The organism is Aliidongia sp., assembly GCF_035943795.1.
In the GTDB taxonomy this organism is placed as follows: Bacteria; Pseudomonadota; Alphaproteobacteria; order ATCC43930; family CGMCC-115725; genus Aliidongia.
On record NZ_DASZBY010000025.1, the window covers coordinates 1 to 14346 of the forward strand.

Annotated in this window: 12 protein-coding genes and 1 pseudogene; 2 read left to right on the forward strand and 11 right to left on the reverse strand. The window is 67.6% G+C overall.

Translation table 11 applies throughout. The features are described from left to right. A partial coding sequence (locus VGV37_RS03915) for an elongation factor G (protein WP_326878311.1) occupies positions 1-1733 on the reverse strand: 1733 nt, incomplete at its 3' end. Between the two features lie 258 nt (positions 1734-1991). Here VGV37_RS03915 and VGV37_RS03920 point away from each other — a divergent pair. Beyond that, a complete protein-coding gene (locus VGV37_RS03920; RefSeq protein ID WP_326878312.1) occupies positions 1992-3137 on the forward strand; it encodes a glycosyltransferase in 1146 nt (381 codons plus the stop codon). Here the strand turns inward: VGV37_RS03920 and VGV37_RS03925 are convergent. The 8 genes from VGV37_RS03925 to VGV37_RS03960 all read right to left on the reverse strand — a co-directional run bounded on the left by VGV37_RS03925 (position 3134) and on the right by VGV37_RS03960 (position 11214). Further along, complete coding sequence (locus tag VGV37_RS03925) at positions 3134-4042, reverse strand: PhzF family phenazine biosynthesis protein (protein WP_326878313.1); 909 nt, start codon at positions 4040-4042, stop codon at positions 3134-3136. The two genes, VGV37_RS03920 and VGV37_RS03925, sit on opposite strands and share 4 nt — an antisense overlap. A gap of 91 nt (positions 4043-4133) precedes the next feature. Beyond that, positions 4134-4565, reverse strand: coding sequence for an FKBP-type peptidyl-prolyl cis-trans isomerase (locus tag VGV37_RS03930; protein ID WP_326878314.1), 432 nt, complete (start codon positions 4563-4565; stop codon positions 4134-4136). 84 nt (positions 4566-4649) lie between these two features. After that, complete coding sequence (locus tag VGV37_RS03935) at positions 4650-5507, reverse strand: ABC transporter permease (protein WP_326878315.1); 858 nt, start codon at positions 5505-5507, stop codon at positions 4650-4652. After that, positions 5504-6412: an ABC transporter permease gene (locus tag VGV37_RS03940; protein ID WP_326878316.1), complete on the reverse strand. Its 909-nt coding sequence runs from the start codon at positions 6410-6412 to the stop codon at positions 5504-5506. Before VGV37_RS03940 ends, VGV37_RS03935 begins: the two co-directional genes overlap by 4 nt. Next, a complete protein-coding gene (locus VGV37_RS03945) occupies positions 6409-7485 on the reverse strand; it encodes an ABC transporter ATP-binding protein (RefSeq protein ID WP_326878317.1) in 1077 nt (358 codons plus the stop codon). The genes VGV37_RS03940 and VGV37_RS03945 overlap by 4 nt, the downstream gene beginning before the upstream one ends. Positions 7486-7574: 89 nt before the next feature. Continuing rightward, the gene (locus tag VGV37_RS03950; protein ID WP_326878318.1) at positions 7575-9026 is read right to left on the reverse strand and encodes a mannitol dehydrogenase family protein; all 1452 of its coding nucleotides are present in this window, start codon (positions 9024-9026) and stop codon (positions 7575-7577) included. Then, positions 9023-10441 carry a glucuronate isomerase gene (gene uxaC, locus VGV37_RS03955; protein ID WP_326878319.1) on the reverse strand — a complete coding sequence of 473 codons (1419 nt, stop codon included), beginning with the start codon at positions 10439-10441 and terminating at the stop codon, positions 9023-9025. Before uxaC ends, VGV37_RS03950 begins: the two co-directional genes overlap by 4 nt. Continuing rightward, positions 10438-11214, reverse strand: a complete 777-nt coding sequence (locus VGV37_RS03960; protein WP_326878320.1) for a FadR/GntR family transcriptional regulator — start codon at positions 11212-11214, stop codon at positions 10438-10440. Before VGV37_RS03960 ends, uxaC begins: the two co-directional genes overlap by 4 nt. A gap of 224 nt (positions 11215-11438) precedes the next feature. Between VGV37_RS03960 and VGV37_RS03965 the strand changes: the two genes are divergently transcribed. Beyond that, positions 11439-12590, forward strand: a complete 1152-nt coding sequence (locus tag VGV37_RS03965; protein ID WP_326878321.1) for an AGE family epimerase/isomerase — start codon at positions 11439-11441, stop codon at positions 12588-12590. Here VGV37_RS03965 and VGV37_RS03970 read toward each other — a convergent pair. Continuing rightward, the gene (locus VGV37_RS03970; RefSeq protein ID WP_326878322.1) at positions 12584-13549 is read right to left on the reverse strand and encodes a hypothetical protein; all 966 of its coding nucleotides are present in this window, start codon (positions 13547-13549) and stop codon (positions 12584-12586) included. The genes VGV37_RS03965 and VGV37_RS03970 overlap by 7 nt on opposite strands. Positions 13550-13727: 178 nt before the next feature. Then, positions 13728-14346 (reverse strand): annotated as a pseudogene (locus VGV37_RS03975) (hypothetical protein); the annotation flags it as partial.

Genomic DNA, 14346 nt, shown 5'->3' on the forward strand with positions numbered 1-14346 from the left:
TCCAGCAGCATCGGGTCGGCCTTGGCCAGCCCCTCGCTCATCGCCATGCGCGCGGCACTCTTGAACGCCATGTCGGAACTGTCGACCGCGTGGAACCCGCCGTCGAGCAGGGTCACGCCCAGGTCGACCACCGGAAAGCCGAACGGCCCCTTGCGCGTCGCCTCCTCGGCCGCCTCGCCCACGGCCGGGATATATTGCCGGGGCACGGCGCCACCCACGACCTTGTCGACGAAGCGAAAGCCGTCGCCGCGGCCCAGCGGCTCGATCGCCAGCTTGACGTCGGCGAACTGGCCATGGCCGCCGGTCTGGCGCTTCAGGCGCGCATGCTGTTGCACCGGCCGGCGGATCGTCTCCTTGAACGCGACCTGCGGCCGCTGGGTCACGAGCTTCAGCCCCGAGGCGCGCCCGAGCCGGTCGAGCGCCGCATGCAGATGGATCTCGCCCTGGCCGGCGAGCACGGTCTCGCCGGTCGCCGGATCCTGGATCAGGCCCAGGGACGGATCCTCCTCGACCAGGCGATGCAACGCCGTCGACAGCTTGACGTCGTCCTTGCGGTCCTGGGGCGCCACGGTCAGCGCATAGACCGCAGGCGGCGGCGCCGGGAAATCCACATCGGCCACCGGCCCGTTCGGACCCAGCGCCATGCCGCTGGCGACGCCGTCGAGGCGCGCCAGCGCCACGATCTCGCCGGCCTCGGCCTCGCTGCCCTTGACGGTTTCTCCCCCGATCATGCGATAGATGCCGCCGATCCGGGCCGTGCCCAGGCCGCTGCCGTCCTTGACCGGCCCGCGCCAGATCCGCGCGTAGGACAGGCGGCCGGCATGGGCCGGATGGACGGTCTTGAAGGTCTGCACCAGCGGCTCGCCCGTCGGCGCGATGCCCCGTCGCTCCGCCGTCATCAGCGGATCGGGTCCGTCATGGCGCAACGCCTTCCACAACCGCCGGACGCCATGGCCGCGCAGGGCGCCGCCCAGCAGGGTCTCGACGATCGCGCCGCTCGTCTGGTCCTTCTTCAATTGGTCGAAGATTTCGGCGGGACTGAGCTGCAGGTCCTCCAGGATCTTTTCCAGCAACCCGTCGTCATGATCGGCCAGCACCTCGACCAGCGCGTCGCGCGCCTCGTCCTCGCGGGCCTGCATCGGGACCGGCAATTTCACCAGTTCCGACGGCTCGCCCTTGCGATAGCGATAGGCGCGGGCGCTCACCACGTCGACATAGCCCACGACCCCGTCGGCCTCGCGCATCGGCACCTGGCGCAGCACGAGCGGATGTTTCGAAAATTCCTGGAGTGCGGCCAGCGTGTCGCGCATCCGTCCGGCGAGCGTATCGACCTTGTTGACGAACAGCAGATGCGGGATGCCGCGTTCGTCGAGCTCCTTCAGGATCGGCGCCACGGTCAAGGCTCGCTCCGGCGCGGGCTCGCACACCGCGACGGCGATGTCGACGGCGGTGAGCGCGGCCGAGGTCTCGTAGGAGAATTCGATGGAGCCGGGACAATCGACGATCGACCAGGGATCGCCCATGAAGCGGCAATGGCCGACGGTCAGTTCCGTGCTCATGGCCCGGGCCTTGGCATCGCCGGACCGGCGGATCGGCTGGCCGGCCGCCGCCATCAGGGCCTCGAACAGGCTGCTCTTGCCGCTGCCATAGGGCCCGACCAGGGCGACGGCACGGGGACGGGCCGCCGCGGCGGCCCCGGGTCCATTGTCGGACAATGTGATCTGTGCGGGCATGATGGCGCCTCCCTGGGGAGGATCGCTCTCGAGGGCGACCCTCTCGCGATGGCGGCGCCGGCAGCTTCGGCGCGGGCGCCGACTGATGGGATCAGCCTCGCGCCGTCTGCGGGTCTTGTCGAGGGTCTTCCATTTCGCAAGCGACGATTCCACGCCCATCGATATGGCGCGACACGCGGCCATTCGACCATAAGTGGCGTTTGATCGCGCGGAGTAAATCTACTATAGGTTTAGGATTGGAACAGGGGCGAGGCGCACGTGAAGCTTGTCGTTGAAGGCTGGCGCTCGCTCAGCCACAGCTATGCAATCGTCAATCAGTGGCAGTTGCTGGCGTTGCGACGACGCCGTGGCATCGAGATGCGTACCCGTGACCTGCCATTCTTCAATCCATTGTGGCGCAGGCAGCAGGGGCTTTTCCCTCCCGAGAGCGCCCGTGTACTTCAAGCGATCAAGCCCCCGCAGTCGGACTTCGCTCCTGCCGCGACGCTTCGCATCTCCTTTCCCTATGACCTGACGCCAGCGCTCACCGGCCGCACCTTCGTTTACGGGACGGCGGAACATCGCGTCGTGCCGCGATCGTTTCTGGCGTCAGGCACCAGCCTGCGCGCCGCGCTGGCGGATCCGTCTCTGACAATCCTGACACCGACGCACTGGTCCGCAGAGGGCTTCCAACGACTGGGCTTTGACGACACGCAGATCGCGGTGATCGCGCACGGCATCGATCCTGCTCTGTTCCGGCCGCGCCCGGAGAAACGAGATGCCATGCGACAGGAACTCGGCGTCTCGGGTTTCGTGTTCATGAGCGCGGGCGCCATGACCAGCAACAAAGGCATGGACCTACTGCTGCGCGCATTTGCGGCAGTTGCGGACCGCTACAATCACGTCAGATTGCTGCTGAAAGGCGCCGATCGGCTCTATTCCTCACAGCATTTTATCCAGCAGGCCTTGTCCTCCTTGACACGGTCCCAGGCGAATTTGGTCGTGAAACGCCTGGTCTATGGAGGCGAAGCGCTGTCGATGGAACAGATGTCAGGGCTCTACCAGGCTGCCGACGCTTATGTGTCGCCCTATCGCGCAGAGGGATTCAACCTTCCTGTGCTGGAGGCCACGGCATGTGGCCTGCCCGTCATCTGCACGCACGGGGGAGCGACCGACGATTTCGTCACCGACGCTTTTGCCCGAAGGATCGAGAGCCGCCCGCGCCCAGTGACAATCGACGACGCGGTCGGCGTCGCCCTGGAACCCGACATCGACCACCTGACCGACCTGATGCGCCGGATGGTCGATGACGACGGCTTTCGCCGGCAGGCGGCGACCGAGGGTCCACGCCATGCCGTCGAGAACTTCACCTGGGACCACGCCGTTGACAGGCTGTTGCCCAGGCTGTTTCCGGAGGCGGCCTAATCGGGCAGGTCGAAACTCCCGCTGCTCATCAGCACCGCAGTGCCGCCGACGCGGGCGGCGACCAGTTTGCCGTCCACGATGTCGGCGCCGATGTCGATCCGACTGGGCCGGCCCAGCTCCGTGCCCTGGGACAGGGTCCAGCGGGTCGCGCCGTCGGGCAGCCGCTGGTGGGCGGCCAGGAAGCCCACGAAGGCGGCGGCGGCGGCGCCGGTCGCCGGGTCCTCGGTGATGCCCATGGCCGGCGCGAACATGCGCACCCGCGCCGTGCGGCCCTGGGTCCAGTCGTCGAGTGCCACGAGATAGAGATGCTGCATCGGCGTGCCGGCGAGATGGCTGCGCCAGAGCGCCAGGTCGATCGCCGCGTCCGACAGCCGCTCGGGCCGGATCGGCTGGACCGCGAAGGGCACGCCGGCGCTGAGGATCTCGCCGGCCACCTGCGGGTCGAGCGCCGCCTCGTCGAGACCGATCGCGGCCGCCAGCAGCGCCCGATCGAACTGACCGGGCTGCCGGGTCGGCAGCACCGGGCTGGTGAGGGTCGCGTGCAGCCGCCCGGCCGCGTCGCGCTCGATGGTCACCGGCACCGGGCCGGCGCCTTCCTCCAAGACGATGTCGCGCCGGCAGTCGATCGGGCCCAGTCGTCCGGTCTCGGCCAGTATGAGGGCGGTGCCGACGGTCGGATGACCGGCGAAGGGCAGCTCCATCGCCGGGGTGAAGATGCGCAGCTTGTGCGTATGAGCCGGGTTCTGAGGCGGCAGCACGAACACGGTCTCGCTCAGATGCAGCTCGGCCGCGAGACGCTGCATGGTCTCCGGCGCCAGGTCGGCATCGGGGAAGACCGCCAGTTGGTTGCCGCCGAACGGCCGGTCGGTGAACACGTCGGCAGTGAGATAGGGGTGCTGGGGCATGACGGTATCCGGCGAGTGGCGAAGGGCCCCAGTGTCGCCACCGGAGCCCTTCCGCTCAACCGAGAATTTCTCGCCCGCAGGACGAGCTACACTATTTCGCGCCCAGCAGGTCGACCTCGAACAGCAAGGTGGCGCCCGGCGGAATGTCGCCGCCGGCGCCACGCGCGCCATAGCCCAGTTCCGGCGGGATGATCAGGGTGCGCTTGCCGCCGACGTGCATGGTGGCCAGGCCCTCGTCCCAGCCCTTGATGACCTGGCCTTGGCCGAGCGTGAAGGAGAACGGCTCGCCATTGTCGAGCGAGCTGTCGAATTTCTTGCCCTTCTTGCCGTTGACGAACAGCCAGCCGGTGTAGTTGACCGTGACGGTCTGGCCGGCCTGCGGCACCGGCCCGATGCCGGGCTTGGTGTCGATGATGTGCAGGCCGCTGGGCGTGGTGACGTCGCCTGCCGCATGGGCCGCAGTGAGCGGCGCCGAGGCTACGAACAACGAGAGGACGGTACCGAAGAGACGCTTGAAGGACATGGGGCCTCGAAAGCTGAGCGACCGGCGACCGCCGGCCCTGATGACGCCAGACATTAGCGTCATCAGGGCCGGGCAGCTAGGCCGTTAGTCCTTGACGCGGCCGACCAACTGGACCGGGTTGACGAACCGCAGGGCGATCATCAGCCAGAACAGCGACGAGACCATGTAGACGACGGCGAGCGCGTCCAGCGACTGGTTCGCCCGGATACCGGCCGAAAAGGCGGCGGCGTAAAGCGACACGACCAGGGTCTGGCTGTCCGGACCGGCGGTGAGGAACGTCAGTTCGAACATGCCGATCGAGCGCACCAGCACCAGGAGCGAGGCCGCCATGATGCCGGGGGCCAACAGCGGCACCAGCACGTAGCGGAACACGGACCAGGTGCCGGCGCCGCAGACCCGCGCCGCCGATTCGAGACGCTGATCGATCTGCTCGATGAACGGCGTCATGACCAGCACGACGAAGGGCACGGTCGGCACCAGGTTGGCGCAGATCACGCCCGCCAGCGTCCCGCCCAGATTGACCCGGTAGAGCAGGGTCGCGAGCGGCACGCCATAGGTGATGGTCGGCACCAGCACCGGCAGGACGAGCAGCAGCAGCACGGTCTTCTTGCCGGCGAAATCCCGGCGGGCCAGCGCATAGGCCGCCGGCACGCCCAGGATGACCGAGACCAGCACGACCGAAGCCACGACCTTGGCGGTGACGATCAGCACGTCGTCGAGCTGGAACTCGTCCCAGGCACTGAAGTACCACTTGGAGGTGAAGCCCTCGGGCAGCCAGGTGCCGAACCAGCGGGTGCCGAAGCTGTCGACCGCGACCGAGGCGGCCACGGCGGCGACGTTGAGGATGAAGAGCCAGACCAGCGACCAGAGCAGGACGCTCCAGACTCGGTTCCAGAACGGCGCCTTGAAGTCGCCGCTGCGGGTCAAGGTTGCGGTGGTCATCCCTTGGTCCCTCCGACCGGACCGCGATAGAACAGGCCGCGCAGGCCCAGGATGCAGACGACGACGATCAATTGCACCGCCCCCATCACCATGGCCCCGGCCGCCGCCATCGGCGCGTTGTAGTCTTCATAGGCGAGTTGATAGACCGCGAGCGCCATGACGCGGGTGCTGCCGGCCGGCTCGCCCAGCAGCACCGCCGACGGGAATACCGCGAAGGACTGCACGAAGGCGAGGCAGAAGCCCATTGCCAGGCCCGGGGCCAGCAGCGGCAGATAGATCTGCTTGAACTGGGTCCAGGGGCTGGCGCCGAGCGTGGCCGCCGCCTTGGCCAGCATCGGGTCGATGCCGGTGACGTAGGACAGGGTCAGGAGGAACGAGAACGGGAAGCCGGTGATGATCAGCGACAGCAGCACGCCGATGTAATTGTGGGTCATGCGGAACGGCGCATCGATCACGTGGATCGTGGTCAGGAACCGCATGAACCAGCCGTTCGGACCCAGGTAGCCCAGCAACCCCTGGGCCACCAGCACCGTGCCGAGCGTGATCGGAACCACCAGGATCGCGGTCACGATCCGCTGATACTTGCTGGACTTGCGGAGCGCGAAGGCAATCGGCAGGGCCAGGAACACATTCGCCATCGTCGCCGGCAAGGCGAGCAGCAGCGTCTTCCAGATCGTCGAATAGAACCGGTATTCGCCGAAGAAGCGGGTGTAATTGTCGAACATGCCCCCCTTCAGCGGCATGAAAGACAGCACCAGGCCGTAGATGCAGGGGAACACGAAGAAGGCGAGCACGAAGAATACCGCCGGCAGGACCAGCAGCGTCGTTCCGTCCCAGCCGAGCGAGGCACGCCAGCCGGGCTTCGAGCCGGCGATGGCGCCGCCGGATGCGGCGAGACTGCTCATCGCGCCGCATCCGAAAACACGCGCACCCGGTCGGTCGGGACCGACAGGCGGACCAGTTCGTCGGTCGAGATCCGGCGCAGGCTGCGGAAGATGACCGGCTGATTGTCCTGGGTCACGGCCGTGCCGACGAATTCGCGCCCGGCATATTCGGCGCCGGTGACGCGGACATCGATCGTGTTGGGCCCCTCGGCACCGCCGGCGACCAGATCTTCCGGCCGGATCGACGCGATGGCGCGGCCGGCCGGAACCTGGCCGATGCCCGTGACCGCCATGCCCGGGCCCGCGAGCGTCGTCTCGCTGCCGGCAGCGCCGGTGACGTCGAGCGCCAGGGCATTCTGGTAACCCATGAAGCGGGCGACCTCGAGATTGGCCGGCCGGGCGTAGAGATCTTCCGGCGTGCCGACCTGCTGGACCCGGCCGTCGTGCAGCACGACGATCCGGTCGGCCATCGACAAGGCCTCGTCCTGGTCGTGGGTCACATAGATGGTCGAACGGCCCAGTTCCTTGTGGATGCGGCGGATTTCCACACGCATCTCCAGGCGAAGCTTGGCATCGAGGTTCGACAGCGGCTCGTCCATCAGCACGAGCGGCGGCTGCACGACGATGGCGCGCGCGATCGCGACGCGCTGCTGCTGGCCGCCCGACAGCTGGCCCGGCAGCTTGTCGGCATGGGCCTCGAGCCGGACCATGCGCAGCGCCTCGGTGACGCGACGGTCGATATCGGCCTTGGGCACCTTGCGCATCAGCAGGCCGAAGCCGATGTTCTTGCGCACGGTCATATGCGGGAACAGCGCGTAGCTCTGGAACACCATGCCGAAGCCGCGCTGCTCGGGTCGCAGCACGTCGATGCGGCGGTCGTCGAGCCAGATGCCGCCGCCGGTCAATGGCAGCAGCCCGGCCAGGCAATTCAGCGCCGTCGACTTGCCGCAGCCCGACGGGCCCAGCAGCGCAATGAACTCGCCGCGCTTGATGGTGAGGTCGAGCCCGTCGAGTGCCGTGATGCCGGCAAATCGCCGGGTCACGCCATCGAGCTTCAGAATTTCGAAAGTACCGTCGAGCGGTCCCGTCGCCATGACTGACCTACCTTATCGACGGTGCGGGGGTGCCAGCGGCACCGACCCGAAGGAAAAAAGGCTCATCGCGTTGCTCCCCAATGAATTTTCTAGCCGCCCAGGGCGACGATGGTGCCGACCGCGCGCAGATGGCTCAGCGCATCGGTCAGGCGGGTCCGGAAATCGGCACTCGCTTCCAGCGCCTCCGGAAAGACCGTCCGGACGGCCAGCAGACGCTCGACCACCTGGGACGCGGGCCGGTCGGCCGCCGCGAGCGGCATCAGCCGGGCGGCCAGCGGATCGTTGACCGGGATCGGCTCGCCCCGATCGTCGCGCCCGCTCAGGTGACGCACCCACAGCGCCACGGCGAGCGTCAGCCGCTCGACCGGCAGGCCCTGCTGCAGCCGCTCGACCGTCGCCGACAACAGCCGCTGCGGCAATTTCTGCGAGCCGTCCATGGCGATCTGCCGCGTGCGGTGCTTGACCGCCGTATTGTCCCAGCGCTGCATCAGCTGGCGGCTGTATTCGGCCAAGCGGTCGGCCGGGAAATGACCGACGGTCGGCGCCAGTTCCTCGGTCTGCAGCGCCGCCACGAACCGGCGCAACGCCGGCAGGGCCACCACGTCGGAAACATATTCGGCACCGACCGCCTGGCCGGCATAGGCGATGGTCGAATGGGCGCCGTTCAGCAGGCGCAGCTTCATGCGTTCATAGGGCTCGACCGCACCGACCAGTTCGACGCCGACGTCGCCGAGGCCGTGCAGGTCGCGGTCGAGCGTCTGCTCGATCACCCATTGCGAGAAGGGCTCGGTCGACAGCGCCGCCCGGTCGGCGAGGCCGGTCAGCCGTTCGGCGTCGGCGAAATCCGCCTCGGTCGAGGCCGGCACGATGCGATCGACCATGGCCGAGGGTGCCACCAGGTTCGCTTCGAGCCATGCCGCAAAGCGATCGTCGCTGAGTGCCGCACCATCGATCAGCGCCAGCCGTAGGGTGGCGCCGTTCGACGGAAGATTGTCGCAGGACAGCACCGTGGGCGGCTTCGCGCCGGCCGTGAAGCGCTGCTTCAATCCGGCCAGCAGGTAGCCGATGGCGCTGGTCGGTGTGGTGCGGTCGGCGACGATGTCCGGATGGGAGGGGTCGAGCCGGTGGGTCGACGGGTCCAGGCAATAGCCCTTTTCGGTCACGGTCAAGGTGATCAGCCGGGTCGCCGGATCGGCGATCTGGCGTACGACCGCCGCCGGATCTTCCGGCCCGACCAGGGTGCGGCCGATGATGCCGACCACACGCGCCGTGGCGACGTCGCCCTCGCGCACCAGCAGGGTGTAGAGCCCGTCCTGCGGCGCGAGCTTGTCGCGCATGCCGGGGCTCTTCAGGCTGACGCCGGTAATGCCGAGCCCCAGCCCGGTGCGCTCGACCAGATCCTCGAGATAGATCGCCTGGTGGGCGCGGTGGAAGTTGCCGATGCCGAGATGGACCACGCCCGGCGTCAGGCGCGCGCGATCATAGCCCGGTCGGCGGATTTCGGACGGGACGGAGGCGAGTGTGTCGGACCGCAGGCTCACAGCTTGTAGGCCTTCTTGGCCAGCCCATAGGCGAGATCGTGGGCGACCGCATGGGCCTCGTCGAGATCCAGGCGATGCTCGGCGACGAGACGGCCCAGGTAACCGCAGTCGATACGCCGCGACACGTCGTGGCGCGCCGGGATCGACAGGAAGGCGCGAGTATCGTCGTTGAAGCCCACCGTGTTGTAGAAGCCGGCGGTTTCGGTCACCAGTTCGCGATAGCGGCGCATGCCTTCCGGCGAATCGTAGAACCACCACGCCGGTCCGACCTTGAGCGCGGGATAGTGCCCGGCAAGCGGCGCCAGCTCGCGCGAATAGCTGGTCTCGTCGAGCGTGAAGAGGATGATCGACAGCTTCGTCTCGTTGCCGAACCGGTCGAGCAACGGCTTCAACGCATGGACATAATCGGTCGCGGTCGGGATATCGGCGCCCATGTCGCGGCCGAACTTGGCGAAGAGCTGCGGATTGTGGCTGCGGAACGAGCCCGGATGGATCTGCATGACCAGGCCGTCGCCGACGCTCATGCGCGCCATCTCGGTCAGCATCTGGCCGCGGAACAGTTCGGCCTCATGCGCAGTGAAGCTGCCGGCACGCACCTTGTCGAACAGGTCGGACGCGACCTTGGCCGACAGGTCCGCCGTGATGGCGGTCGGATGGCCATGGTCGGTCGAGGTGCAGCCGCCATGCTCGCGGAAATAATCGCGGCGATTCTGCAGCGCCGCCAGGTAGCCGCGCCAGGTCGAGACGTCCTCGCCGGTGATGCGGCCCAGCTCGACCAGATTGTCGGCGAAGCCCGGGAAGTCGGGATCGACCACCGGGTCCGGACGATAGGCGGTCAGTACCCGCCCCTTCCAGCCGCTCTCGCCGATCTTCCGATGCCACTTCAGCGGGTCGAGCGGCGATTCCGTGGTGGCGATGACCTCGATGTTGAACTTCTCGAACAACGCGCGCGGGCGGAATTCCGGCAGCTTCAGCAGGGCATCGATCTGGTCGTAGATCTTGTCCGCATTGTCGGCGTCGAGCCGTTCGCGGATGCCGAACACCTCGTGGAACGCATGGGCCAGCCACATGGCGCTGGGTGTCCCGCGGAACAGATGCTGGTTGGCGGCGAAGAGGCGCCAGATCTTGCGCGAATCCCGCTCGGTCGGGCCGCCGTCACGGCGGGGAACGCCCAGGTCCTCGAGCGCCACGCCCTGGCTGTAGAGCATGCGGAAGACATAGTGGTCGGGCACGATGAACAGGGTCGAGGGATCGGGGAACGCCTCGTTCTCGGCATACCAGCGCGGATCGGTGTGGCCATGGGGGCTGACGATCGGCAGATCCTTGACCCCGGCATAGAGCGCACGGGCGATGGAACGGGACGCCTCGTCCGCGGGGAACAGGCGATCGGGATGGAGGGTTAGGGGGAGGCTCATGATTTGACCTTGATCAAATTTTCCGGACTGGGTTTGCCGACGCCGTCGAAGACATTGGCGGGATCGCGCTTCGCGGCGGCGTTCCAGGCGTCTTCCAATTCTTCCTCGACCGCGCTCAGGTGGATCTGCATGGCGCGGCGGGCGGCCTTGGGATCCTTGGCCCGCACGGCCTCCAGCACGGCCGAATGTTCCGCGATCCAGCGCGGACGAAGGCCGGCATTGTGCATGCGGCCCTGCATCTTTTCCCACATGCGACCGCGGCCCTGGTCCCACAGGCCCTGGACCACGAGCGACAGCGCCGAATTCTGCGTGGCGCCGGCCAGACGCAGATGGAACAGCCGGTCGGCATCCTCGCGGCTCTCGTGGCGGGCGTCTTCCTCGCGCATCTGGCGCACGGCATCGTCCAGCCCCTCGACGTCTGCCGCCGTCGCCTCGCGCGCGGCGACCGCGGCCACCTCGCTCTCGATCAGGTGCCGGGCACGGATCAGCTCGAACGGCCCGGGGCCGCCGTCCGGCACCGAGGCCGGTTCCGAGCCGGCGAAATCCGTGCGCACATAGATGCCCGAACCGGTCATGACCGTGACGAAGCCCGAGATCTCGAGCGCAATCAGCGCTTCGCGCAGGCTGGGCCGGCTGACACCGAACTGATGCGCCAGGTCCCGTTCCGGCGGCAGCCGACTGCCCGGCGGAAATTCGCCGGCGAGGATCAACTCGCGGATCTGATCGGCGATGCGGCGGTACAGCCGGCTCGGCTCGACACGGATGATCGGCAAGTCTCGATCCTCAAAGGGCGCGACCGGCCGGTGCGGCCGTCGCGGTTCGTTGAATCAGGCGGTGTCTGGACAGCAAAGAGCAAACCTGGAATGGTCAAGTGGTCTGGCCAATTGTCCGGACCCTGTCACGGCAACCCGCCGCCTGTCAATCGCCTGTCATGACTCAGGCCGGCGGCGGCCCCGCGCCCTCCACACGAAACGAGTCCGCCCATGATCGCTCGACCATGACGAACCAGGTTCCACACGATCTGGGCGCCTGGCTGACCAGCACGCTCGTTCCCGCCTGGGCAGCCCGCGCGTTCCGGCCAGGCGCGGCCGGCTATCTGGAATACCTGACGGCCGATGGCCGGCCCGATCCGCGGCCACGACACACCAGCCTGGTCACGGCACGGCTCGTCTACGTCTTCAGCCACGGCCATCTGCTCGACCCGACGGGACCGGGCCTGGCCGCGGCGGAGCATGGCTACCGGTTCCTGATCGAACGGTGCGCCGACGGCGACGGTCGGTTCCGCCACGCGGTCGCGGCGGACGGCACGGCGATCGACGACCGCTCAGACCTTTATGACCTGGCCTTCGTGCTGTTCGCTTGCGCCTGGTACGCCCGCGCCATCGGCGCCCGCGAACCGCTCGACCGGGCCCAGCGGCTGATGGAATGGATCGAGCGGCATATGGCCGCGCCGCGCGGCGGCTTTGCCGAGGATGATCGCGGCACCCTGCCCCGCCGGCAGAACCCGCACATGCACCTGCTCGAGGCCTGCCACGCCCTGGCCGAGACCTCGGGCGACGCCCGTTGGCTGGAGCGCGCCGGCGGCCTCGCCGACTTGCTGCGCGACCGGTTGATCGATCCACCGACCGGCACGCTCGGCGAATTCTTCACGGCGGACTGGCAGCCCCTCGCCGGGCCGGCCGGTGCCCTGCGCGAGCCGGGTCATCAGCTCGAATGGGTCTGGCTGCTGCACCACCATGCCCGCCTGACCGGCGACCGGACCGTGGCCGACATGGCCGACCGCCTGCACGGCTTCGCGCTCGACCATGGGATCGCCCGGTCGCCCGAAGGCTGGCCGATGGTGCTCGACGGCGTCGACCTCCACGGCGCGCCGGTGGCATCGACCCGGCTGCTCTGGCCGCAGACCGAGGCGATCAAGGCGGAAGCGGCGCGCCTGGAATTCCTGAACGACGCGGGCGCAGCGGCACGGATGAATGCCCACTTGGCCGCCCTGTTCGGCTATTGGCTCGATGCCGATACCGGGCTTTGGGTCAACCAGCTGGACGGATCGAGCCGCCCCATCGCCGCCGAGGTCCCGGTGCGGGTGCTGTACCACGTCATGTTGGGGTTGGCCGAGGCGGACCGCGTCCGGACGATCACCGGTCAGTGAGGCGATGCCGCCGGCGAATGCAGGATCTGGAGGATCGACGAGCGGATCTGGCCCTGAAGCGCCGCCGATTGCAGGCCGAGCTCGACGCGCAGGCTGCTGGCCTCGCTCTGGGCGGCCGCCTGATTGAGGTCGGCGAGCGTGAGGCGGCGCGCGCCGGCCTGCAGCTGAGCGGCATAGCTCTGCTGGAAGACCGAGCGGGTCTGCAGGATCTGCGAGTAGTTGCCGAGCGAGCCCGCGATGCTCTGCAACTGGCTGATGGCATTGGTCAGCCGGCTTTCGGTCTCGTTGAAGATGACCGCCGCGACCGACGCCGTGACCGTGCCGGCGGCGGTGCCGTCGACGATGTCGAGCGCCGAGAAGCCTTGGACCGAACCCGGACCGTTGGCACTGCCGGCCACGACGTTGGAGAACAGGATCGCCCGATTGGTGTCGAAGGCCGCCACTACCGTGAACAAGCCGCGGGAACCGCCGCCGATCAGGTCATACCCGACCACCTGAACGGCGCCACTGCTGTACGGACCCAGTTGCACGGTGAGCTGCGCCGCCGTCGAACTCAACAGGTTGAGCCCCTGGTATGAGGCATCCTGCACGAGCTGGCTGAGCTGGCTGCCGATCGCCTGGAACTGCTGCGTCGCCTGGGTGCGGGCCGCGAGCGAGGCACCGCGCGCGCCTTCGACGACGGCCTGGAGCTGCTGCAGCAAACCGTCGACCGCCGTGGTCGCCGTCAGCGCCGTGTCGATCGACGAGACGCCCTGATCGATACCGCCCTTGTAGTTCAGGATCTGCGTCGCGCGCCCGGTCAGCGAAGCAGCTTGGAAATAGGCGATCGCATTGTCACCGGGGTTCGACACCGTCAGCCCGGTATCGAGCTGGCTTTGGACAGTATCGTACTCGCCCTGAACCTGCGTGAGCTCGTCCAGGGTCTGAAGAAGTGACGGCGATAGTGTAATGCCGCTCACCCGATCCATCCTCGATCAGCGATGGACGCACGGCTTTTCGGCCGCACCCGTTTCCGATGTGCGCCGTGAGGGCAGGCTTGTCAATTGGTAAAGAAAAGAACTTTACCCGTTACCCGATCGATCGCGGGAAGGCGCCCCCGGAGATGATCCGGAGGCGCCGCCCGAATGCTCTTCTAGCCTAACGGAGCAGCGTCAGGATCGAGGAGTTCTGGTTGCCGGTGACCGACAGCGACTGGATGCCGATCTGCTGGCGCAGCGTCAGAGCCTGGGAATTCGCCGCCTCGGTATTGAGGTCGGCGAGGGTCAGCTTGTCGCCGCCGCCCGAGAGCGTGGACGAATAGCTGGAGCTGAAGTTCGACCGCGCCTGGAGGATGTTGACGTTCGTGCCGAGCGCCGCCGTCAGGGCGTTGTTCTGGCTGATCGCCGCATCGAGACGATTGTCGCTGGCGGTGAAGATGGCCGCCGCCTGCGAGGCCGTGACGGTGCCGACGGTGCTGGTGAGGCTGAGGGACGAGAAGCCCGTGACCGTACCGGCGCCGTTCGCCGACGAGGCGATGACGTTCGAGAAGTTGAGCGTGCCATCGGACTTGAAGGCGATGGTCGCGGCCGTGAACAGCGAGTTGCCGTTGCCCGCGACCGTCGAAGTGTAGGAAAAACCATTGATGGTGAAGGTCGCCGCCGTCCGCTCGGAGAACTGCGTGGTCAGCGTCGTGGAAGTCTTGGTCAGCAGGTTGAGGCCCTGGTACGAGGCGTCCTTGACCAGCTGGGCCAACTGCTTGGCGATGTTCTTGAACTGA